Genomic DNA, 24,485 nt, shown 5'->3' on the forward strand with positions numbered 1-24,485 from the left:
AGATGGATACATCTCAATATATGTCAATGTTTTTAGAGGAATCATTAGATAATTTGCAAACATTAAATGAGTCATTATTAGATTTAGAACAAAATCCAGATGATACAGATAAGGTAAATTCAATATTTAGAGTTGCTCATACAATTAAAGGCATGGCAGCAACAATGGGATTTACAGATCTTGCAGAACTTACACATAAAATGGAGGATGTATTAGCTGAGTTTAGAGAAGGAGATTTAAAAGTAACTCAAGATGTAGTAACTGTATTGTTTGATTGTCTTGATACATTAGAAAAAATGGTTGATAATGTTCAAGAAGGATCAGATGAAAAAATAGACATAGATGGTATAATTAAAGCTTTAGCAGATATTAAAAATAAGGGAAATGTAGAAAAGGCTACTGATATTGAAGCGAAAGATGCAGAATTACTAAGTAATGATGCGTTAAATTTAGACTTAAATCAATATGATACATCAGTAATTAAACAGGCAAAGGAAAAAGGATACAATTCTATTGAAATAAAGGTAACATTAAGTGAAAATACTCTATTAAAATCTGCAAGAGCATTTTTAATTGTCAAAGATCTTGAAGAGCATGGAGAAATTTTAAAATCAGAACCATCAACTCAAGATATTGAAAATGAAGAGTTTGATTTTGAATTGAAATTTATACTAGTAACTAAAAATACTTTAGATGAAATAATATCCGTAGTAAATGGGATTTCAGAAGTAGCAAAGGTTGAAGCTTCTGAAATTGAATTTGAAAATATTGAAGGTATTGAAAAAATACCTGAGCAAAAGTCACTTGAAAAAAATGCACCAGAGCAAAAGATTGCAGAGGTAAAGGTGGTTGAACCTAAAGTAGAACAAAAAGTTCAAACAGAAAATCAACCAGCAGAATTAAATCCTGAAGTTAAAAAAGCACCAGAGAAGAAACAAACTCAAAAGAAAGAAGTTAAAAAAGCTCATCAATCTGTAAGAGTGGATTTAGAAAGAATAGATAATTTAATGAACATGGTTTCAGAACTTGTAATTTATAGAACAAGATTAGAACAAATAGTTGTATCTCATAAATCACAAGAACTAAATGAAACTTTAGAACAAGTAGGAAGAACAACATCTGATCTTCAAGATTTAGTTATGAAAATTAGAATGTTGCCATTGGATACAGTATTTAATAGATTCCCAAGAATGATAAGAGATGTATCAGTAGAATTAAATAAAGAAATTAACTTTGTTATAGAAGGTGCAGATACAGAACTTGATAGAACAGTTATAGATGAAATTGGTGAACCATTAATTCATTTATTAAGAAATGCAGCAGACCATGGTATAGAATCAGCTGAAAAAAGAATTGCTCAAGGTAAGTCTCCAGTTGGAACAGTTAAATTAGTTGCATATCAAGAAGGAACAAAAGCCTTAATAAAGGTAATTGATGATGGTGCAGGTATAAATGTCGAAAGAGTTAAGGCAAAGGCTGAACAAAGAGGCATAAATACAGAAGGAATGTCAGATAATGATATTAGGAACTTGATTTTTGCACAAGGGTTTAGTACAAATGAGGTTGTAACTGATATTTCTGGTAGAGGCGTTGGAATGGATGTTGTTAAAACAAAAATTGCAGCACTTGGAGGTACCGTAGATTTATATAGTGAAGAAGGTAAGGGATCAACATTTGTAATTAAGCTTCCACTTACTTTACAAATAATACAAGCATTGCTTGTAAAAGTTGGAGAAGAAACTCTTGCAATATCATTAGGTTTTATAGATAGAGTAATAGATTATAAGGAAGAAAAAATAAAGAAAAGTAATGGAAAAGAAGTAATTGTTTATAGGGAAGAAGTAATTCAGCTAGTAAGATTAAATGAAACTTTAGATATTGAGGCTAGCGAAACTAATAAGAAATTTGTTATAATAGTAAACGTAGGAGATAAAACTATAGGACTATTAGTCGATTCATTATTAGGACAACAAGAAATAGTAATCAAGCCACTCGGAAAAACATTGAAGAATTTAGATCAATATATTGGTGCAACAATACTTGGAAATGGATTGGTAACACTAATATTAGATGTGGGAGCATTATTATAAAAATATGTATTAGAACAAATTTTAAGGAGGGTTATAGGTGGAGTATTCTAATTTAAGCGCTTTACAATTAGATGCACTTAAAGAAGTCTCTAACATAGGGGCTGGAAATGCAGCGACCGCTCTTTCCATGTTAATAGGGAAAAAAGTAGATATGACAGTACCATCAGTAAATGTCGTAAAATTAGAAGACATAGTTGAAGAAAATGGCGAAATTGAAGTTGCTGGAACAGTTGTTAGAGTACTTGGGGATATTGCAGGAAATATTCTATTAGTATTCGAAAATTCAACATCCGAAAATATAATAAAGAAATTAGTTGGAACCAAGCAATCTCCTGAAAGTGAAATGGGGAGTTCTGTATTGTGCGAAATAGCTAATATAATATCAGCAGCTTATATGAACTCGATAGCACAATTAACCAATCTTGCTATTTTACCATCGGTACCAGCCACTTCATATGATATGTTAGGTGCAATACTCACAACAACATTTATAGAATCTAATCAATATGATGAATATATATTAGATATTGAAACTGTATTTTTAGATGAAGATACAGAAGAAAATATAGGAGGGCATTTTTACTATATACCTATGCCTGGATCATTAGAAAAAATATTGAAATCTATAGGAATAAATTAAATTTGGAGGGAAAAATTATATGGCTAAAGTTTTAATCGTAGACGATGCAGCATTTATGAGAATGATGATAAAGGATATTTTAGAAAAAAATGATTTTGAAATAGTAGGGGAAGCAAATAATGGATTAATTGCAGTTGATCTTTATAAGAAAGAAAAACCAGATGTGGTTACTATGGACATAACAATGCCTGATATGGATGGTATTGAAGCAGTTAAACAAATAAAAGCTTTTGATCCGGATGCTAAAGTTATTATGTGTTCAGCAATGGGTCAACAATCAATGGTTATGGATGCAATAAGAGCAGGAGCAAAAGATTTTATAGTAAAACCATTCCAAGCAGATAGAGTTTTAGAAGCTATAAAGAAAGTTGTAGGGTAAAATTCAGTTAGCAGTTAGCAGTTAACAGTTGAATTTAACAGTTAACTGTTAAGAAACAAATCTCTTTGGAATTTAAAATTAATTGGCACTTGTCAATTGAAAGGGAGGTTAAGAAAATGCAAATAGTAGTTTTCAAATTAGGAGAAGAACATTTTGCAGTGGAAACAGAAAGAGTTCAAAGTATAACTGATACTATGGGAATTACAAAAGTACCCAAAGCTCCAAGTTATATTAAAGGTCTAATAAATTTACGTGGAAGTATTAAGTCTCTTGTTGACATAAATTTATTATTAGATGTACAACCAGGAAAAGAACAAAATAATATCATAATTTTAACAGTTGAAGATGAAGAAATAGGAATATCAGTAGATGAAGTTGAAGAAGTTTTAGATATAGATGAAAAAAATATACAAAAAGTAGATAAAGAATCTGGTAAGGTTCAACAATATATAAAAGGTATATTAAATTATGATGAAAAGCTTCTTACAATAATAGATATAGACAAATTATTAAATTAATTATTGAAATGAGGGAATAATATGGCAGATGTCTTATCACAAAATGAAATAGATGCCTTGTTATCTGCCTTGTCTACAGGGGAAATAGAATCAGAGGAAGTTGGTAAAGAGGATGAAAGGCATAAAGTTAAGCTTTATGATTTTAGAAGCCCTCAAAAATTCTCAAAAGAGCATATAAGAACTCTTGAATTAATTCATGATAATTATGCAAGAATTATTTCCAATTACTTAACGGGTCAAACAAGACAAAATGTTAAAGTGAAAATAGAAACTGTAGAGCAGATAACTTATGAGGAATTTATACATTCTGTGCAAAACCCTACTATTATAACAATATTTAAAATGCCTCCATTGACAGGCACAATAATATTTGAAACTAATCCTCAATTTTCACTTCAAGTAATAGATGTTTTGCTTGGTGGAAAAGGTGATAGAAAAGTAGAAACAAAAGAATTTACAGATATTGATAAAAATATAATGAAACAAATAACAACTGGAATGATTAATAATTTAAAACTAGCATGGGATTCTATATTAGATGTTGAGCCAGAAGTTGAAACGATTGAAACTAATCCGGCAGTAAATCAAACAATGGCACCTAATGATCCTGTGGCATTAATAACTTTTTCTGTAGAGATGAATAAGAGAAGTACGTTTATAAATATGTGTCTTCCATATCTAAGCATAGAAAAAATATTGGATAAATTAGTTGTACAATATGCATTTAGAAGTGATGATGAAAGTTTATTAGCTGAATCAAGAGAAAAATTGGAAAAAGGCATTAATAAAGTTGATGTTGATGTTATAGCTGAACTTGGACATGCTAGCTTAACGGTAGATGATTTCTTGAAATTAACAGTAGGTGATGTAATTAAACTTGATACAAAGTGTTCATCCCCAGTAAAAGTGTATGTAGGTAATGAAGAATGTTACTATGCTAAGCCAGGTATAGCAGGTAAAAATATGGGTGTTGTTATTTTAGATATAACAGATAAGGAAGTGAATGGGTATGAGCAATAATTTTTTATCACAAGAAGAAATAAACGCATTATTATCAGGTGAAGAAGTATCTTCTAGTGAAGAAGAAAATACATCATCAGATGATAATAAATATGCAGCGGATGCAGAAAGTATAACTGATATTGATAAAGATTTACTTGGAGAAATTGGGAATATCTCTATGGGATCAGCTTCAACAGCGCTATATCAGCTTATAAATCAACAAGTTAATATAACTACTCCGGTAGTAACCGTAACAACTTTAAGAGAAATAAAAGAAAGTTTTGAAACTCCTAATATTGTTTTAGATATTCAATATGTTGCTGGTATAATAGGTAGAAATATATTAATTATAAAAATTTCAGATGGATTAGTTATTTCTAATCTTATGATGGGTGGAGATGGAAATATAACTGAAACTCATGAAATATCTGAAATAGAAATTAGTGCAGTATCGGAAGCTATGAATCAAATGATAGGTTCTGCAGCAACATCGATGGCAACTATGTTTGGTAGAAAGGTGGATATATCACCCCCTACATCGAAAATAGTAGAAGATGGAGCAATACCAATTTCGGATGCAATACCAGAAGATGAACCAATTGTTAGAGTTTCGTTTAAAATGACTATTGGAGATATTGTAGATAGTAATATTATGCAAATATTTCCTATAAAGACTGCCAAAAATATTGTTGCAATAATGACAGGAGAAGATAAATTGGAAGAAACAGTAAATGCACAACCAATTATAAATAAAGAAATAAATCAAACACCAGAGCCTGTTGCAATGGCACAATCACAATATCAACCTGAACCTCAGTATCAGCAACAAGTTCAATATCAGCAGCCAGCTCAATATGAACAATCTATGCAAAGAATGCAGCAGCCAGTAGAAGTTCATTCTGCAGCCTTTGAGCCTTTAATTCCTCAAAGTAATGTTCCACCGATAAAAAATATAGATTTAATATTGGATGTTCCTCTAGATATATCAGTAGTGCTTGGAAGAACAAAGAAGAGTATACAGGATATTTTAAACTTAGGGACAGGATCACTAATAGAACTGGATAAACTTGCAGAAGAGCCAGTTGAAATATTAGTTAATGGAAAGCAAATAGCACTTGGAGAAGTTGTTGTTGTTGATGAAAACTTTGGAATAAGAATAACTAATATAGTGAGTAGTGTAGAGAGAATAAAAAGAATACAATAATGAACTCCCGAAAGGGAGTTTTTTTGAAGGGGATATCCTCTTCTTTTTTTATGAGAAAAAGTGTAAACTTAATTAAAAAGTATTCGATAACTATAGTAATAGAGTTAGGAATGGAGAAATGTGTTATGAGTATTGAAAGAATAAACAGGCAACCATATATAAATGCATATAATTCAAACAGCAGTAAAGCTGTAGAAAAAGTTAATAAATCAAAAGAAACTGATAGAATTGAAATTTCTGAACTTGGGAAAAGTCTTAAAGATTATTCCTTAAATAGTGATATAGGAAATATGAAAAAAATAACAGAGATTAAGTCTAGAATAGAGAGTGGAACATACAATGTTGATGCAAGATTGACAGCCAAAAGTTTATTAAATGCGATGAAGGAGAATAATTCATAGATATGATGAATGAACTTATTAAATTAATGCAAAACCAAGATGCTGATTTGAAAGAACTTTTAAAATTATTAGAAACTCAATACAAAATGATAATGGATAAAGATATATTTGGTTTGGAAGGATTAGTTGATAAGATTAATGAATGTGGCAAAAGGATAGCACAAGAAGAAGTGCAAAGAAGAAAAGTGACTGAAAATATAAGTATAAAAGAAATTGTAAATGAATCAAATGATGAAGGATTAAAAAAATTGTATGCTGAAATACAAAACACATTAAATAGTGTGATTTTAAAAAAAGAAACAAACGATGTATTGTTGAAGCAACAAATAATATTTAATAATAAAATGATCCAATTAATGAATCCAAGTAGACAAATAAAAACTTATAATTCATATGGAAATTTATCTAAGTAAGCTTATAAACTTTTAACGATTGGTTAAATCAGGTTTATAATTAAAAATGATAAGGATGTTAAAATTTATATATAACATGGAAGTTGGGATTAAGTGAAAGGTAGGAAAAATAAATGTCAGGATTATTTGACACATTTACTATTGCCAAAAGGGGGTTGAATGTTCAACAAGGAAACATAAATACAACATCTCATAATATAGCTAATGCAAGTACAACTGGATATTCAAGACAAAGAGCAGTGATAGAAACAACAAGGCCTTTTGGAGGAACTTCAAAATATGATGGAACTTTAGCAGGACAAGTTGGAACTGGAGCTGAAGTAAAAACAATACAAAGAATCAGAGATTATTTTAAAGATTATCAAGTTAGAAATCAAAAAACAGAGTATGGTGCTCTTAATAAAAAAAATCAATATTTAACGCAAGCTGTAGATATATTAAATGAAACATCAGATACTGGGATACAAGATGCATTAAGTACCTTCTATAATGCATTTAATACATTATCTTTAGCGCCAGAAAAGACAAGTAACAGAACAGTAGCAATTCAGCAAGCTGCAACTTTAGCTAATGCTTTAAATACTAGATATACGCAACTTGAAAATACGCAAAGTGATGCTCAGGCAGTTTTACAAACAGATGTCACTAATGTAAATAGTATTTTAGATCGAGTTAATGAATTAAATAAACAAATAGCAGGTGTATCAGCAATAGGAATGACGCCTAACGACTTAATGGATACAAGAGATAATTTGTTAGATGAATTGAGTGACAAATTTGGAATAACAATAAAAAGAGAAAACCATGAATCAATAGATGTTACTACTAATACTGCGTTAAGTTCTAATAAATTAAATTTAGTGGATGGAACAGACTTTACTGGTGCAAATTGTAACAGATTATCTTATGTTGAAAGTGCAAATATTGATAGTGCAACTGGAGATTTAAAGGTAACATATTCTGTTTTAGGAGATAAAAGTAATCAAAGAACTATTACAATAAAATCACCTTCTCCTGCAACAGCTACATCAAAAGAGACGCTAGAAAATATAAGAAAAGATTTAACTAAAAATAGAATTCTAGTTGGAGATAAAGATGGTATAATTAGCGACAATGCAAGTAATGCAAATGATTTAAATGGGCTTTCAGCATATACTTCTGGAAATGCAACAATAAGTTTAAGTGATTTTAATGCAGCTAGTTCAAATGTAATATTTGCAGTAAGTAAAGGTGAAATTGGTGGAATTCAATCTGTTCAGGATAATATTCAAAAAGCTATGGATGGATTGGATAAATTTGCAGCAGGATTAGCATATTCGGTAAATGCAATTCAAACTGGATGTACAGGAGGGGTTGGAGATACTTCAAATGCAAACCTAAAAAATCAAGATCTTCTATTTGTTACTAAAGCATCAAATGGTGGAACTACACCAACAGATACAGGTATCAATGCTAAAAATATAGCTGTTAACGCTGTACTACAAAATGATGCAACAAAATTAAATTGCAATGTAACAGATACTAGTGGTGAGAAGGATGGACCTAGAGCGCTAGCTATTGCAAAAGTAGCAACTTTAAAAATGGATCTGACTAAAATTACTGTTACAGACACATCTACAAGAGGTGATTTCTTTAACAATACTACTACTACAGGTTCAGGACTAGTATTCGAAAGTTCTGACAAGTTAAATTTAAAAACTAGTTCAACAGGAGCAACATTAGGTAATTATTATACAAGTACAGTAAGTGGCTTGGCTACAGTGGCTAAAGGGGTATATAGTGACCTTACGACTGCGGGTGAACAATTAGAAACTTTTGAAAATGATAGATTATCAGAATCAGGAGTTTCCTTAGATGAAGAAACAGCAAATTTAATACAATTTCAGCATGCATATCAAGCAAATGCTAAGGTTATGAGTACAATAGATGAATTATTAGATGTAGTTATAAATGGATTAAAGAGATAATTATATAACAAATTAATGTAAGCTAGTCTAGTTAATATATAGATAAAAGAGGTGGAATGAAATATGCCAAGAATAACAAGTTCGATTTTAGTTGCTAACTATATGAATAATATGAAAAGAAATTTAGGGAAGATGAGTACATTACAAAATCAATTGTCTTCAGGAAATGTTATAAAAAGAGCTTCTGAAAATCCATATACAGCAACAAGAATTATGCAATTAAATAGTGAAATTTCTGCAAACAAGCAATATAATTCCAATATAAAAGATACGTCAAATTGGTTAGATACAACAGATACAGCATTATCACAAGCCGGGAATGTTTTGTCAAGAATAAGAGAGCTTATGGTAAAAGCGGGAAATGGAGCTTATGGAAAAGATGAAATAAGTACAATAAAAGATGAAGTAGTGGAAAAAGTGAAGCAGCTTGGGACAATATTAAATTCTTCATTTGATGGAGATTATATATTTGGAGGCACAAAAAGTAATTCGAAGCCTATTATTGTATCAGATGATGGAACTATTAGTTATGCAGATAAAAATGGAAATGCATTACCATGTAAATCGGATGGGACTAAAATAACAAGCACAACTAAAACAGCCACAAAAATAGAGCAGGTTGGAACAGATATTAAAATCTCATATACAAACACAGTTGCACCAGCGACAGGAACAGATACTGTTAGTACGATAAAAAGCGCAGGACCACCAGTTGTTTTATTTACAAATTCAGAATTAGAAACTGAATTAAATACAGCATGGCCAGGAGCTGGCAGCGATTTATTTTCATCATTAACAGATATGAAACAAATAGATACAAGCTTAAAAGCAGAAATATCGCAAGGTGTTGAAGTTGAATACAATAAAACTGCAACTGATATATTAGAATTTACAGATCCTAATACAGGAGCCAGTATAAATGTTTCAGATGTGTTAAATGATATAATAGATAATTTAACAACAGCAAGTTCAACTAGTTTAAGTACTTTAACAGGATCAAATTTAACACAAATGGATGCTATTACAAAAAATTTATTAATGTGTAGAGCAAGTGTTGGAGCTATGCAAAATAGAATGGATTCAGCAGCAGATAATAATGAAGAACAAAATTATAATATGACAAGCATTTTATCAGAAGTGGGAGATGTGGATTTTACAGAAAAAACAATGGAGTACTCAGTGGCTCAAACTGTTTATACAGCAACTCTTCAAACTAGTGCAAAAGTATTAACTAAGACATTATTAGATTATCTATAGAAATGGAAGTGTTTATAAATGGTATTTAATTCAAAGGTTCATGGAGAAATATTATATGAAGAAGAAAATATAATTACTTTTAATAAAGGAATTTTAGGTTTTGATGAATTAAAAAATTTCATTCTTGTAGATTTGGAAGAATATGAACCTTTTAAATTACTTCATTCGCTAGAGGATGATGAGATTGGTCTTATAGTAACTTCACCTTATGATTTTTTTGAAGATTATGAAATAAAATTAAATGAAGAGACTATTGGAAACTTGAGTATAAAATCACCAGAGGAAGTTATGATAATAACTACAATAACTCTAAATTCAGATATAAAAAAAATTACAACCAATTTACAAGGGCCAATTATTGTAAATAATTCTAATAAATTAGGAGAACAAATAATTATAGATAACTCTAAATATAAAGTTAAAGAGCCTCTAGTAAGGGAGTGATGACGTGTTAATTATTACAAGAAAAAAAGGTGAATCACTCATGATTGGTGATGATATAGAAATCACTATAAGTAAAATTGAAGATGGAAGCGTTAAAATTGGAATTAATGCACCAAAGAAAATAACTATATTAAGAAAAGAACTTTATGAACAAGTAAAAGAAGAAAACAGACAAGCAATAAATGTTGATATGAAGTTATTAAAGAATATTAAGAAAAATAAAAAAGACTAATTGTAAAAAATTAATCAAGGAGGAATGCTAAACATGGATGTTAATGCAATTGGAAACAAAGTAAATTCTATTAAAGCGTATAGCAATAGTAGTGATGCAGCACAATATTCTAATAATAATACTAACAATGCTAACAATGTAAGTAAAAATGTAGAAGTTTCAAATTCTAAACAGGTTGAAAAAAGTCAAGAAAATAAAAATAACAAAGAAAATAAAGAGGGGATTGCTAAAGAAAATTTAGATAGAGCTGTTAAAAAATTAAATAAATTTTTAGAAGACGATAAAACACATGCAGAATATTCAGTTCATAAAGAACTTGGTACTACGATGATAAAAATAATAGATGATGATACTAAAAAAGTTATCTTAGAAGTGCCATCACAAAAAATTTTAGATATGGTTGCAAGTATGTGCGAACAGGTTGGGTTGATAGATAAAAAAGCTTAAAACATTATTTTCAATGAAAATAGCTATATTAAGTTTAATCTGATGGAGGATGTCAAGTTGGAATTTAAATTAAATAAAATAGATACTGACATTAGAAAAAAAATGCAAGAGGAAAGAAAAGACAATAAAGTGCATTCTGGAAAAGCAATAAGTGTAAAAAGAGACTTAAAAGAAGATAAAAATACAAATGAAAGAAAAGGAATATTAGAACAAGGAAAAGAAAAAAAATATATGACGATTGATGGTATAAAATATGATAAGGAAAAAATAGAAGTACAAGTTGAAGTACAAAAGGTAGAAAATATCAATGAAGTAAATTCTAAAGGAAGAGTTTTAGATGCAAAAAAATAGGAGGACTAGAGATGTATCCAAATGCTTATAACGTTTATAAAAATAATAGTGTTAATTATGCATCGAAAGAGCAATTATTACTTATGTTAGTTGAAGGTGCAGTTAAATTTACTAAAATTTCAAGACAAGCAATTTTAGATAAAGACATAAAAAAAGCACATTCTAGCTTGATTAGAACACAAGACATATTTACTGAACTTATGGTTAGCTTAGATACAACACAAGGGGAATGGACAAAGGATTTAATAAATATATATGAATTTATTAAGGAAAAGTTAGTAGAAGCTAATATGACTAAAAAAATTGATGTGATTGATGAAGTTCTTCCTTTAATAGAAGATGTAAGTAATTTATGGCATGATGCCTATAAAGAAGCTAAAAAAAATGGTTAATATTTTTAAATGAAATTTATAAATAAAAAAGGAGTGACATTAAATGACTAATAGAATGACAGGGATTTCGGGTTTAATAGATACAGATTCATTAGTTAAGGCAACAATGCTGCCATATAAAACAAAAGTAGAAACACAAAAACAAAAGGAACAAGTTTTAGAGTGGAAACAAGAACAATATAGAGCAATAATGAAGTCAGCAAATTCTCTATACACTAAATATTTAACCTCAGATGGGTCAAGTAGTTTAATATCGTCAAGTGCATATAGTTCAGTAAAATTTACTTCAAGCGATTCTACTGCAGCGGCTGCAACAACAAATGGTAATGCAACTATTGATAATTACACTATATATGTAAAACAATTAGCAACTAATGCGACAGCTACTTTATCTGATAGTACAACAACTGCAAATACAGATCAAACCATAAAAATTGGCGCATCAACTATAACTTTTAAAGCTGGTGCTACTGGAAGCGAAACTGTTAGTAATTATAATACAGCTGTATCAAAAAGAATATCCGATTTGAAAAATTTAACTACTAGAACTGCAGCAGAACAAACAGAATTAAATGATTTAAATAATAATGTTATAACTGCAAAATATAATACAATTGATAAAGGGGTTGTTTTTACAGCTGCTAAGGCTGAGACAGGTGGATTTACGTTAACTAATAATAGTGGGACTAGTACTTCTGCAACCGATAAAGCTCTTGATGCAGAAATAGTAAATAGCAAGGGGAATAGATATAGAATTAGCGCTACTGAAAATACTTCATATAAAAATGAAGTGACTATAGATGGTGTAACGTTTAATTTTAAAAATGTTACAGGTGCTGTAGACGGAACTGGTGCTGATGCTGGTAAATTAACAGGTGGTACGCCAGTTACACTAACAGGAGGAAAAGATGTTACTGCACTAAAGACTAGGATTGTAGCTTTTATGAAAGATTATAATGAGTTAATGGGAAGTATAAATACAAAATTATATGAAACAAGGGATAAGAGCTATTCACCATTAACAGATGATCAAAGATCAGAAATGACAGATGATCAAATTACTAAATGGGAAACTAAAGCTAAAACTGGATTACTTAGAAAAGATGACACTTTGGAAGATTTGGCAGAAGGCATGAAAAGTGCAATGACAGGAATATTTGGCAATAGCTTAATATCATCTTCAGGAATTACACTGGAAAAAATAGGAATAACTCCAATTAAAGACTATACAACTCAAAATGGTATGTATGAAGTAGATGAAGAAGCACTTACAAAAGCTTTGGAAGAAAATTTTGATGGAATAAAGGAAATGTTCATAAAAAATGCTTCTAGTGATGACACTTCAAATTCGGGAATTATTCCAAAGCTTACAAAGGTATTATACGATAATGTGAAAAAGTCAGATTCTGTGTTTAAAAAATTAGCAGGTGACGAAAATGGCGTTAGCTCATTAACAAGTGATTTAAGTAAGCAAATAACTGAGATGAAAAAGAAGATTGCAGAAATGGAAGACGCATTAACTGATAGAGAAAATAGATTGTATACTAAATATTCATCATTAGAAAGTGCTTTAACTAAAATGCAATCTCAACAAGATTCTTTAGCTAGTTACTTTACTTCATCTTAATGGGAAAAGAATATTTGATTAAATTTAAATTAAAAGATGAAAAGAGTGTGAAATATGGATTTAGATGAATGTTTAGAGACATATAAAGCGATAACTTTAGAACTAATAGAGAAAACTAAACATGGAGAAGATTTAGAGGAATTATTAGCTCAAAGATCTAAAGTCATAAATGAAATTGGTAATATTGATTTTTCTAAAGAAGAGTTAAAGAATAAAATAAGTGATCTACTTATTTTGGAATTAGATAGTGAGCTGCAAAGCTTAGTTAAAGCAGAAAAGATAAAAACTAAAAAGCAAATAGATGCTTTGAGGAAAAATCGTGAAGCCAGGAAGAACTATGGAAAGATACAAGAAAAACCTAATTTCTTCAGTGCTAGAAGTTAAAAAATAAAATATTTAGAAAATAATAAAAAAAATTCATAAAAACTCTAAAGTAATTTTATAAGGTCACGAATATATAAATATAAAGCTTATAAGCTATTAACTCTTAAGAGTTGATATAAATAAAAAATAGGACATGGAAGTCCAAATTCAAAAATCAAGGAGGAAATTATTATGATAATTAATCACAATCTTAGTGCAATGAACGCACACAGACAAATGGGTATCAATACAGGAGCTCAAGGAAAAGCAATTGAAAAATTAAGTTCTGGTCAAAGAATCAACAGAGCTGGAGATGATGCAGCAGGTCTTGCAATCTCAGAAAAAATGAGATCACAAATCAGAGGATTAAACCAAGGTTCAACTAATGCTCAAGATGGTATTTCAATGGTACAAACTGCTGAAGGAGCATTAACTGAAACTCATTCAATGCTTCAAAGACTTAAAACATTAGCTACTCAAGCATCTAATGGAACTTATGGTAATTCTGATAGAGCATTAATCCAAAAAGAAGTTTCACAATTAACTACAGAAATTACAAGAATTGCTTCACAAACTGAATTTAATGGTAAAGTAGTATTAAATTCAACAAGTACTGTAGATTTCCAAGTAGGAAATAAGAGTGGTCAAAAAATATCAGTTACTCTTGCAAAAATGGATGCAAAATCATTAGGTGTTAGTGGGCTTTCATTAAGCACACAAACAAATGCTGTAAGTGCACTTAAAAAGATAGAAGATGCAATTGCAACAGTATCAAAACACAGAGCTACTTTTGGAGCAGTTCAAAACAGATTAGAACATACTATTACTTCTACTGATAATACATCAGAAAACTTATCAGCAGCAGAATCTAGAATCAGAGATACTGATATGGCTAAAGAAATGATGGAGTATACTAAGAATAAAGTATTAACTCAAGCATCACAATCAATGCTAGCACAAGCTAACCAAGCTCCAAACAATGTATTAAGTTTATTACAATAGTATAAATGAAATACTAAAGTATCAAAAGACATTCCTGATGTGGAATGTCTTTTTTTTGACAAAATATATGCTTTGTAATCATAAAGTTAGAAGTTAAATATTCGATAATCAAATGAGGTGAATTTATGATTACTGCTAATTTAGAGTTTAAAATTGAAAAAACTAAAGATGATTACGAAATAGTAAAAATAAATAAAGATAACAAATGGATTTATATTGGAAGTAAATACAATATGAAAGCTGAGATAGATAGATTTTTGGAAAAAATAGGTGAAAATAAAGATGATCAAAAAATATTCTTAATATATGGTTTTGCAACAGGAGAGCATATAAAAGCTTTAAAAAGTAAATTTCCTAAAAATAAGATTTTAGTATTTGAACCTAATGAAGAATTAGAAGAATATATAAATAATTTAGAATGGGTCAAAGAAGATGAACTATTAGAAATAATAATTAGTCAAAAAGATAAAATTTTGAGTGTCATGAAAAAAAATATAAATGAGCTTAATTTAGATGATACAAAATTTATACATTTTTCAAATTATGACAAAGTATATATTGATGAGATGAGAGATTTTTTGATTCAAATAAAAAACATTTATATGGGAATTATAATTGAGAATAATACTAGAATAAAATTTAGTGTAAGATGGTTTGAAACCTTAATAGCAAATCTTCCATTTATGATTGATGCTGTCCCAGCGGATTTGTATGAACAAAAATATAAGGATATACCAGCAATAATAGTCTCAGCGGGACCTTCTCTTGAAAAGAATGTAGATCAGTTAATAAAATTAAATGATGAAATGTTAATAATAAGTGGCGGTAGAACCTTGAAAGGTCTTATGGAAAAGAACATAAAGCCACATTTATTAGTTGTAATAGATCCAGGAGATAAGAGTTATGATTTAGTAAAAGGATATATAGAAAAAACGGAAAGTCCATTATTATTTTTTGAATGTACTAATGAAAAAGTAGTAATGCACCATACAGGAGAAAAAATATTTTCTTCTTATGCGAGCATCATTAGTAAAGTGGCAGGAAGGAGACTTCAAATTATTCAATCAGGTGGTTCAGTTGCACATAGTATGACTTCATATGCGGCTATAATGGGATGTAATCCTATTATTTTTATAGGGCAAGACTTAGCTTATACAGATGAAAAAAGTTATTCATCCATTTCAGGAAACAGAGATGGAAGTTGGAAGTTTGATGAAGTGAAACGTGAAGATGATATTTGGGTTGAGAGCATTTATGGAAATAAAGTTAGGACTAGCCTTCCGTTGAATGAGTTTAGAATAGCTTTTGAAGAAATAATAGAAGCATTTCCAAATACTAAATTTATAAATGCAACCGAAGGTGGTGCGAGGATACATGGAACTATTGAGATGACATTAGCTGAAGCGATTGAAAAATATAAAGTTGAGAAAGTAAAACCTATTAAGAAAATTGAGTATGAAGTTGATATGAAAAAAAATGCTATTAATGCTTTAAATGAAACAAAAAAATCTGGAAAAATTATTATTGGAAAATGTAAACAAGCATTAAAATATATAGATAAATTAAAAATTTCATATATTATGAAAAAGGGTAATGAAGTAAATTCTATTTTGAAAAAACTTGATAAAATTGATAAAGAAATAAAAGATGAATATACGGATGTGGATATTGTTGCAACTTTATTATATCCAATTCTATATGAAATTTTAAAGGATAAATCAATAGACACAAATAATCCGAATTTAGAGAAGATTCAATTTATAATAGATCAAAATAAGAAATTATATTCGGAAATTTTAAATCAGCTAGAATATGCACTTGAATATGTAGATGAGACAATAATAAAATTAGAAAATGGTGAATAATGATTACTTGGAGGTAAGAAACATGAATGGTGAAAAAATAGAAGCATTAAGCTCAGCAAATGAATATCTATATAATCTAAAAGGTGGAATTAAAAGCATTGTAGAAGCAATACAAGAAGGAAGAGAGCAAGAGGGAATTAACCTTGTTTCAGCAGTAGCAGAGGGAATAGATTGGGTTTCTAATGTGATTAACTTAACTAAAGATATTCAAAAAAACGAAATTGAAATACAAGATATTAATGAACAAATAGAGGCAATTATAGAAGCACTGGAAAATGAAGATTATATTTTGGTTGGAGATTTATTTAACTATGAAATTTTGCCTATATTAGATAGAGTTCATGATGAAATACAAATATGTATAGCTAATTAAATACTCACACATAAGATATGTTTGTTTTAAATGATTAAATTCAAAACAAACATATCTTTTTTAATAAAATTTTCTATATTAAATAAGATTAAGAGTTTTGTATATTTTACGATAATTATCTAAGGAGTGAAATGTAATTATGAGTTTAGATATACAATTTTCAAAAGATGGGTATAGAATTTTAAAAGTTGATATAAATGAAAAAAAACGGTATTTAGGCAGTAAATATAATCAGAAAAGAGAAATAGAAAAATTTGTTGAAGGTTTGGGGAAGCGTACTAAAAAAGATAATTATATTGTTTTAGGATTCAGCTTTGGAGAACATATAAAGGAATTATTAGAAATAAGTGATGATAATAGTAATATTTTAATTGTAGAATTAAATGATGAATTAAAAGAAATATGTATCAAGGATGAAAATGTAAGAAATATCCTAAGTAACCCAAGAGTTACTATAACAAAAGAAAAAGAACAGATAAGAGAGTTCTTTATAAAACATATAAATGAAGGTAATATAAATTATTTGAAAGCAAGTCAATATTGTAATTATTATAATTTATATTTAGAAGAACTAAAAGATTTATATGCATTTATTAAGAAGGAAATAACTAGAATTACAATAAATAGAAATACATCGATTGCTGGTGGAGAAGTTTTTTTAAATAATTTCCTTTGTAATTTAAAATATATAGCAAAAGCTGCAGAAGTAAATAAAGTAAAAGAAAAATATATAAATAAACCTGCTATAATAGTGTCAGCAGGACCTTCATTAAGCAAAAATATTGATGTACTTAATGATGTGAAAAATGCTTTAATATTAAGTGGGGGAAGAACACTCAGACCTTTATTAGAAAGAGGTATATCTCCAAGTTGCGTAGGAATAGTGGATTCATCAGAAGTATCCTATAAATTAGTAGAAGAATATATTGATAGGGTAGAATGTCCATTATATTTTAATGATTCTACGCCAACTAAAGTTATAGAAGAACATAAATTTAGTAAGTTTTTTTCTATACAAAATGAGTTTGTAGGAAAGATTTTGAAGGAAGAAATTCCAGCCTTATATGGAGGAGGATCTATAGCTCATAACTTAACTCTTTTGGCTATATATATGGGATGTAATCCAATTATTTTTATAGGTCAAGATTTAGCTTATACAGGAGATAAAGGGCATGCTAGTTTTGCAGAAAATAAATGGCAAAAATTAACATTTGATAATTTTTATAAAGATGAAAGTGATATTTATATTGAAGATTTGAATGGTAATCAGATTAGAACTAGCATTACATTAAACAATTATAGACTATCAATGGAAGATATAATAGAAAAACATAAAAAAATAAAATTTATAAATGCGACTGAAGGTGGAGCTAATATAAAGGGTGCAGAAAATAAAAGGTTAGAAGATGTACTGAAGGAGTTGGAAAATGAGGAAATTATTCCTATAGATAAATTTTTAACTAATGAAAATAGAACTAATAAGATGATTGAAAGACTATTAAATACATTAAATGCATTTAATCAATATATTCGATGGTGTGAAAAGGCTGAAAGAATTGTAAAACAATGTAGAATAAATTATAATTTAAAGAAAACCAATTTATTAGAAAAAAATAAAAAAGACCTACAAAATATCGAGAGTAAAATAAAAAACAAGTTAGATGAAATTATTATAATAGATGCAATGATATCAAAAGTAGTATATAGTATAGAAAATTGTGATGAGTACGTGATAGAATTATCAGATAGCGAGAATATTGTATTTAATAAAGAAATAAATAAAATTGAAGCGCTATATTCAGCGTTAAAAAAGGTTATAGTAGACTCTTATGGAAAAGTAGAAATGACTATTAAAGGATTAAAAGAAGAGTAGATATGGTATTTTGTATTACTTATTATATAATTATAATTTTTAATTAATAAAATTCATAATTATGAAGGTCGCCATATATGACAGCTATAAAAACATTAATTCAAGTTTAATTAATAATATTTGTAGATCTTATATATTTAGAAAAATATAAGATTGTAGAAATTAACTGCACTGGAGGATTTAATATGCTTAATGAGAAGTCAATTTTAATAACAGGTGGGACTGGGTCTTTTGGTAAAAAGTTCACAGAAAGAATTTTAAATGAATATAATCCTAAAAGAATAGTGATCTATTCCAGAGATGAATTTAAGCAGGATGTTATGAAAAAAGAATTTGCAATAAAGTATCCTGATAAAATACATAAACTTAGGTTTTTTATTGGAGATGTTAGAGACAAAGATAGGTTATACAGAGCTTTTAAGGATATAGATTATATTATTCATGCTGCAGCTATGAAGCAAGTACCAGCATGTGAATACAATCCTTTTGAAGCAATAAAAACTAATATTAATGGAGCTCAAAACATTGTGGATGCAGCAATTGACTGCAATGTTGAAAAGGTCGTAGCACTATCTACTGACAAAGCGGTTAATCCAATTAATTTATATGGAGGAACAAAGCTTGTTTCAGACAAATTGTTTATTTCTGGAAATGCTTATTCAGCTGGTCATGGAACAATATTTTCTGTTGTTAGATATGGAAATGTATCAGGAAGCAGAGGTTCTGTAATTCCATTTTTCGAATCGATAATAAAAGAAGGTAAAAAAGTGCTTCCAATAACTGATTATAGAATGACAAGATTTTGGATTACATTAGATGAAGGTGTTGATTTGGTTTTCAAAGCCTTAGAAGAATCTAGAGGAGGAGAAACTTATATTTCAAAGATACCATCTTTTAAAATAACAGATTTAGCAAAAGCTATGTGTGATAATATTGATATGCAAGAAATTGGAATAAGAGAAGGTGAAAAATTGGATGAAGTTATGATAACTAAAGATGATTCACGAATGACTTATGAATATGAGAAGCATTATATAATATATCCTCATTTTGATTGGTGGAATTCTCAAAATCATATGACGCCAGGTGGAAAATTAGTAGAAGACGGATTTGAATATAATTCCGGAACTAATAAGGAATGGCTTAGTGTGGACGAATTAAGGAAAGTATTAAAAAAAGAAGGATTATATGATTATAAAAAATATAATTAATTATAAATTTTAGTCGTATAGGATGGATTTCAATATGAATCTTTTAATAACAGCAATAGGGAAAAGAGTTCAATTAATCAAACATTTAAAAGAAAGTTTTAATGTTATTGGAGTAGATGCTGGAGAATTAAATTCAGCCAGATATTTTGTACATAAGTTTTATAAAATTCCTAAGGTAAAAGAAAATGGTTATATAGAATCATTATTAGATATATGTAAAAAAGAAGAAATTAAAGTTTTAATTCCATTATACGAAGGGGAATTTGAGATTTTACATGATGCAAGAGAATTATTTAAGAAAATAGGTACAATCATTTTGCTAAGTAATAATGAAATATTAAACGTATGTAAAGATAAACAAAAAACATATAAATATTTTTGTGTTTCTGAAATAAATATTCCCAAAGTCTATTCAGAAAAAGAAATTAAAGACATTATAACATTTGGTGATATAGATAAATTTCCATTAATAATAAAACCTAAAAGTGGTATGGGAAGTGAAGGTGTTTATAAACTTAATAATCTTAATGAATTATTATTTTTTAGGAACTATATAAAGAATGGACTAGTACAAGAATTTATAGATGGAGATGAGTATACGGTTGATACTTTAGTTGATTTCGAAGGAAATCCAGTATATATTGTTCCGAGAAAAAGGATAGAAGTTAGAGCAGGAGAAGTAGTTAAAAGTTCTACTGTAAAAGACAATGCAATAATAAATGAAACTTTAAAAGTAATTACGAATTTGAATAAATTAAGAGATAAAATGGGAGTGGCATTACTAGGACCATTAACAATACAATTCTTTAAGAAGAGTAATGGACAAATTTATTTATTAGAGATTAATCCGAGATTTGGAGGAGGAGTTCCACTAACATTTGAGGCGGGAGCAGATTATGGAAAGCGAATTTTAGAAATGCTTGAAGAGAAGAAGTTAGAATATATAAAAGAGTTCAAAGAGATTACAATGCTTCGTTATGAAGAAGCAGTTTACATTTCAAATGATAATTGACAACAAACGAAAAATTACATTCATTAAGAAAGGAATGGAAATATTAATGGGAAAAGTATTAGTAACAGGGGCAGATGGATTTATAGGAAGTCACTTGACTGAAATGTTGTTAGAAAAAGGATATGATGTAAGAGCATTTTCATATTATAATTCATTTAATTCTTGGGGATGGCTAGATACCTTATCAAAAGATAAATTAAAAGAAATAGATATTTTTACTGGTGATATAAGAGATCCCAATGGAGTTAGAGAAGCAATGAAAGGAATTGATGAAGTTTTTCATTTAGCAGCTTTAATTGCTATACCTTTTAGTTATCATTCTCCAGATTCATATGTTGATACTAATATAAAGGGAACGTTAAATGTTCTGCAAGCAGCAAGAGATTTAGAAACCTCACGTATACTTATTACATCAACTTCAGAAGTGTACGGTACAGCAAAGTATGTACCAATAGATGAAAATCATCCTTATCAAGGACAGTCACCATATTCCGCAACTAAAATTGGAGCAGATAGATTGGCAGAATCTTTTTGCAGAAGTTTTAATATGCCTATAAGTATTGTAAGACCATTTAATACATATGGACCAAGACAATCAGGAAGGGCTGTTATACCAACAATAATAACTCAATTATTATCAGGTGAAAAAGAAATAAAGCTAGGAGCATTATCTCCAACAAGGGATTTTAATTATGTGAAAGATACGGCTAATGGATTTATTGAAATATCTAAAAGCAGCAAGACTATTGGACAAGAGATAAACATTGCAACTGAAAAAGAAATTTCAATTGGACAATTAGCAGAAGAATTAATAAGACAAATTAATCCAAATGCAAAAATTGTGTGTGATGAAGAAAGAATAAGACCAGATAAGAGTGAAGTTAACAGACTACTAGGGTCTAATAAAAAAATAAAGGAACTTACAAATTGGAGGCCTAAATATACTTTTGAAGAAGGCATAATGGAAACTATAGAGTGGTTTAGGATTAAGAAAAATATGGATGGGTATAAGGCTAATATATATAATATATAGTAAAACTAATTAAGTAAATGTCGTTAGAGCATTATGGTATAGGGAGATAATACATTATTAATAAATAGTTACAAGAATAAAATATAATAAGTAGGTGATTGTATGAATAAATTTATTCCTTTATCAGTACCAAATTTAAAAGGAAATGAATTAAAATATGTTACAAATGCAGTGGAAGAAGAATGGGTATCTACTGGTGGAGCATATATAGATAAATTTGAAAAAAATATAGCAGATTATTTGAAAATAGATTCAGCAGTTGCATGCCAAAGTGGAACTGCTGCACTTCATCTTTCCTTAATAGAAAGTGGTGTAGATTCAGGAGATGAAGTTATAGTACCTACTTTAACGTTTATTGCTGCCGTTAATCCAGTTAAATATTGTAGAGCATATCCAATATTTATGGATTGTGATGATTCTTTAACATTAGATTGGAATAAATTACAAGAGTTTTGTGTAAAAGAATGCAATTTCACAAATGGAATTTTAGTTAATAAAAAGAGTAAGAGAAAGATAAAAGCAATTATAGTTGTGCATGTTTTTGGAAACTTAGCTAATATGGATAAAATAATGGAAATAGCTGAAAGGTATAATTTAAAAGTTATAGAAGATGCTACTGAAGCTTTGGGGTCATACTATACTGATGGAATGTATAAAGGAAAATATGCAGGCACTATTGGAGATTTTGGAGCATATTCGTTTAATGGTAATAAGATTATAACTACTGGTGGAGGTGGTATGGTCATTGCAAAAGATAAGAATGATTTAAAAAAAATAAAATATCTTTCAACTCAAGCAAAGGATGATGCATTATATTATATCCACGATGAAGTTGGATATAATTACAGAATGACAAACCTCCAAGCAGCACTTGGTGTGGCTCAATTGGAAAAGCTGGAGGAATTTATAGAAATAAAGAAGGATAATTATAATTTATATAAAGAATTATTAAATCAAATGGATGGTGTTAAATTATTAGACTTTAAGGAAAATATTAGATCAAATTATTGGTTTTATTCTTTGGTTTTAGAAAAACATAATATAAATAGAGACGAAATGATTAGGAAATTAGCTGAATATAAGATTCAAACTAGACCCATATGGGGACTTATACATGATCAGAAGGCTTATTTGGAAGTTCAAAGCTATGCTATTGAAAAAGCATATTATTATCATGATAACGTAATAAACATACCCTGTAGTTCAAACCTAAAAAAAGATGAGGTAATTGATGTGGTACAAGCTATTAAGAATATCTTATCGGAATAAGAGAGGTAATTACATTGGAAGAGATATTTATAAAAAAGAATACATCAATAAGAGAAGCCATAAAAAAATTAGATATAACAGCAAAAAAAATATTATTGGTAGTAGAAAATGACATGTTACTAGGAACTGTTACTGATGGAGACGTAAGAAGATGGATTTTGAAAAATGGTGATTTTAGTTTTGAAGTACATAATATAATGAACAAAGCACCAATAAGTTTACAAATAGAAGAAAAGTATTTAGCAAAAGAATTGATGAAACAAAAAACTATAGAGTCAGTTCCAATAGTTGATGATAATAATAGAGTTGTAGATATTGTATTTTGGAATGATGATTTGGATGTAGCCGTTAATATGCATAAAAAAATATCAGCACCAGTAGTTATTATGGCGGGAGGAAAAGGGACAAGGCTTTACCCATATACTAAGATTTTACCTAAGCCATTGATTCCAATAGGCGATTCTTCTATATCAGAAAGAATAATAAGTAGATTTACTAAATTCGGTTGTAAGAATTTTTATTTTACTGTGAATTATAAGAAAAATATGATAAAAGCATATTTTGATGATTTAGATAAAAACTATGAAATATCATATGTTGAAGAAGAAAAGTTTCTAGGAACAGGTGGTAGTTTACATTTATTAAAGGGGAAAATCAATGAGACTTTTTTCGTAAGTAATTGTGATGTTCTAGTAGATGCAAATTATTATGATATTTTAAAATATCATAAAGATAATAATAATTTAATTACAATGGTAACGTCACTAAAAAATTATCAGATACCTTATGGAATTATAAAATTAGGTAATGATGGTCAAGTTATAGGAACAACTGAAAAACCTGAATACGATTATCTTGTTAATACAGGCTTTTATGTTTTGGAGGCAGAAACCTTAGAAAATGTACCAGAAGATACTTTCTTTCATATAACAGATTTAATCAATAAATACATAGAAGATGGTAAAAAGGTAGGAACATATCCAATTACGGAAAATGCATGGCTAGACATGGGTGAAATGAAAGAAATGGAGAGAATGTTGAAGAGGTTAGAGTTATAAAGAATATAATTAGTGAAGTGATTGTAAGAGCATATGAAATCATTTTATTAATATTATTAAGT

Annotated in this window: 26 protein-coding genes; all 26 read left to right on the top strand. The window is 28.8% G+C overall.

The genetic code is table 11. The features are described 5' to 3' along the window. The first annotated feature begins 2 nt into the window (after nt 1-2). Nucleotides 3-2,090 (top strand): chemotaxis protein CheA, encoded by a 2,088-nt coding sequence (locus CLPUN_RS10475; protein WP_077847276.1) that lies wholly within the window; start codon nt 3-5, stop codon nt 2,088-2,090. Nucleotides 2,091-2,127: 37 nt separating this feature from the next. Beyond that, nucleotides 2,128-2,730, top strand: a complete 603-nt coding sequence (locus tag CLPUN_RS10480) for a chemotaxis protein CheC (RefSeq protein WP_077847226.1) — start codon at nt 2,128-2,130, stop codon at nt 2,728-2,730. A 19-nt stretch (nt 2,731-2,749) separates the two neighbouring features. Next, nucleotides 2,750-3,109, top strand: a complete 360-nt coding sequence (locus CLPUN_RS10485) for a response regulator (RefSeq protein WP_077847227.1) — start codon at nt 2,750-2,752, stop codon at nt 3,107-3,109. A 116-nt stretch (nt 3,110-3,225) separates the two neighbouring features. Next, the gene (locus tag CLPUN_RS10490; protein WP_077847228.1) at nt 3,226-3,627 is read left to right on the top strand and encodes a chemotaxis protein CheW; all 402 of its coding nucleotides are present in this window, start codon (nt 3,226-3,228) and stop codon (nt 3,625-3,627) included. 21 nt (nt 3,628-3,648) lie between these two features. After that, nucleotides 3,649-4,647: a flagellar motor switch protein FliM gene (gene fliM / locus CLPUN_RS10495; protein ID WP_077847229.1), complete on the top strand. Its 999-nt coding sequence runs from the start codon at nt 3,649-3,651 to the stop codon at nt 4,645-4,647. Further along, nucleotides 4,631-5,833 carry a flagellar motor switch phosphatase FliY gene (gene fliY / locus CLPUN_RS10500; protein ID WP_198944314.1) on the top strand — a complete coding sequence of 401 codons (1,203 nt, stop codon included), beginning with the start codon at nt 4,631-4,633 and terminating at the stop codon, nt 5,831-5,833. The genes fliM and fliY overlap by 17 nt, the downstream gene beginning before the upstream one ends. Before the next feature lie 125 nt (nt 5,834-5,958). Beyond that, the gene (gene flgM / locus CLPUN_RS10505; RefSeq protein WP_077847277.1) at nt 5,959-6,234 is read left to right on the top strand and encodes a flagellar biosynthesis anti-sigma factor FlgM; all 276 of its coding nucleotides are present in this window, start codon (nt 5,959-5,961) and stop codon (nt 6,232-6,234) included. A gap of 2 nt (nt 6,235-6,236) precedes the next feature. Continuing rightward, entirely contained in the window at nt 6,237-6,647 is a 411-nt protein-coding gene (gene flgN / locus CLPUN_RS10510) for a flagellar export chaperone FlgN (RefSeq protein ID WP_077847231.1), read from the top strand. 113 nt (nt 6,648-6,760) lie between these two features. Beyond that, on the top strand, nt 6,761-8,614 hold the full coding sequence (gene flgK / locus CLPUN_RS10515) for a flagellar hook-associated protein FlgK (RefSeq protein WP_077847232.1): 1,854 nt from the start codon (nt 6,761-6,763) through the stop codon (nt 8,612-8,614). 63 nt (nt 8,615-8,677) lie between these two features. Continuing rightward, nucleotides 8,678-9,871, top strand: coding sequence for a flagellar hook-associated protein FlgL (gene flgL / locus CLPUN_RS10520; RefSeq protein WP_077847233.1), 1,194 nt, complete (start codon nt 8,678-8,680; stop codon nt 9,869-9,871). A gap of 18 nt (nt 9,872-9,889) precedes the next feature. Then, nucleotides 9,890-10,315, top strand: a complete 426-nt coding sequence (gene fliW, locus CLPUN_RS10525) for a flagellar assembly protein FliW (protein WP_077847234.1) — start codon at nt 9,890-9,892, stop codon at nt 10,313-10,315. 4 nt (nt 10,316-10,319) lie between these two features. After that, a complete protein-coding gene (gene csrA / locus CLPUN_RS10530; protein ID WP_077847235.1) occupies nt 10,320-10,547 on the top strand; it encodes a carbon storage regulator CsrA in 228 nt (75 codons plus the stop codon). Nucleotides 10,548-10,580: 33 nt separating this feature from the next. Next, a complete protein-coding gene (locus CLPUN_RS10535) occupies nt 10,581-10,994 on the top strand; it encodes a flagellar protein FlaG (RefSeq protein WP_077847236.1) in 414 nt (137 codons plus the stop codon). 57 nt (nt 10,995-11,051) lie between these two features. After that, nucleotides 11,052-11,345 carry a hypothetical protein gene (locus tag CLPUN_RS10540; protein ID WP_077847237.1) on the top strand — a complete coding sequence of 98 codons (294 nt, stop codon included), beginning with the start codon at nt 11,052-11,054 and terminating at the stop codon, nt 11,343-11,345. Between the two features lie 11 nt (nt 11,346-11,356). Further along, nucleotides 11,357-11,737 carry a flagellar export chaperone FliS gene (fliS, locus tag CLPUN_RS10545; RefSeq protein ID WP_077847238.1) on the top strand — a complete coding sequence of 127 codons (381 nt, stop codon included), beginning with the start codon at nt 11,357-11,359 and terminating at the stop codon, nt 11,735-11,737. A 43-nt stretch (nt 11,738-11,780) separates the two neighbouring features. Further along, nucleotides 11,781-13,364, top strand: coding sequence for a flagellar filament capping protein FliD (gene fliD, locus CLPUN_RS10550; protein ID WP_077847239.1), 1,584 nt, complete (start codon nt 11,781-11,783; stop codon nt 13,362-13,364). 54 nt (nt 13,365-13,418) lie between these two features. Beyond that, the gene (locus CLPUN_RS10555; protein ID WP_077847240.1) at nt 13,419-13,748 is read left to right on the top strand and encodes a flagellar protein FliT; all 330 of its coding nucleotides are present in this window, start codon (nt 13,419-13,421) and stop codon (nt 13,746-13,748) included. Between the two features lie 171 nt (nt 13,749-13,919). Beyond that, nucleotides 13,920-14,729 carry a flagellin N-terminal helical domain-containing protein gene (locus CLPUN_RS10560; protein ID WP_077847241.1) on the top strand — a complete coding sequence of 270 codons (810 nt, stop codon included), beginning with the start codon at nt 13,920-13,922 and terminating at the stop codon, nt 14,727-14,729. 125 nt (nt 14,730-14,854) lie between these two features. Continuing rightward, complete coding sequence (locus CLPUN_RS10565) at nt 14,855-16,594, top strand: motility associated factor glycosyltransferase family protein (protein ID WP_077847242.1); 1,740 nt, start codon at nt 14,855-14,857, stop codon at nt 16,592-16,594. A 22-nt stretch (nt 16,595-16,616) separates the two neighbouring features. Further along, nucleotides 16,617-16,967: a DUF8042 domain-containing protein gene (locus tag CLPUN_RS10570; RefSeq protein WP_077847243.1), complete on the top strand. Its 351-nt coding sequence runs from the start codon at nt 16,617-16,619 to the stop codon at nt 16,965-16,967. 139 nt (nt 16,968-17,106) lie between these two features. Continuing rightward, nucleotides 17,107-18,840 (top strand): motility associated factor glycosyltransferase family protein, encoded by a 1,734-nt coding sequence (locus CLPUN_RS10575; RefSeq protein WP_077847244.1) that lies wholly within the window; start codon nt 17,107-17,109, stop codon nt 18,838-18,840. A 185-nt stretch (nt 18,841-19,025) separates the two neighbouring features. Continuing rightward, complete coding sequence (gene pseB, locus CLPUN_RS10580; RefSeq protein ID WP_077847245.1) at nt 19,026-20,051, top strand: UDP-N-acetylglucosamine 4,6-dehydratase (inverting); 1,026 nt, start codon at nt 19,026-19,028, stop codon at nt 20,049-20,051. A 34-nt stretch (nt 20,052-20,085) separates the two neighbouring features. Further along, a complete protein-coding gene (locus CLPUN_RS10585; protein ID WP_077847246.1) occupies nt 20,086-21,063 on the top strand; it encodes an ATP-grasp domain-containing protein in 978 nt (325 codons plus the stop codon). Nucleotides 21,064-21,109: 46 nt separating this feature from the next. Next, nucleotides 21,110-22,096: an NAD-dependent 4,6-dehydratase LegB gene (locus tag CLPUN_RS10590; protein WP_077847278.1), complete on the top strand. Its 987-nt coding sequence runs from the start codon at nt 21,110-21,112 to the stop codon at nt 22,094-22,096. A 102-nt stretch (nt 22,097-22,198) separates the two neighbouring features. Next, nucleotides 22,199-23,365: a LegC family aminotransferase gene (locus CLPUN_RS10595; protein ID WP_077847247.1), complete on the top strand. Its 1,167-nt coding sequence runs from the start codon at nt 22,199-22,201 to the stop codon at nt 23,363-23,365. 14 nt (nt 23,366-23,379) lie between these two features. Beyond that, nucleotides 23,380-24,423: a nucleotidyltransferase family protein gene (locus CLPUN_RS10600; protein ID WP_143329027.1), complete on the top strand. Its 1,044-nt coding sequence runs from the start codon at nt 23,380-23,382 to the stop codon at nt 24,421-24,423. Nucleotides 24,424-24,485: the final 62 nt, after the last annotated feature.

Source organism: Clostridium puniceum, from assembly GCF_002006345.1.
GTDB classification, from domain to species: domain Bacteria; phylum Bacillota; class Clostridia; order Clostridiales; family Clostridiaceae; genus Clostridium; species Clostridium puniceum.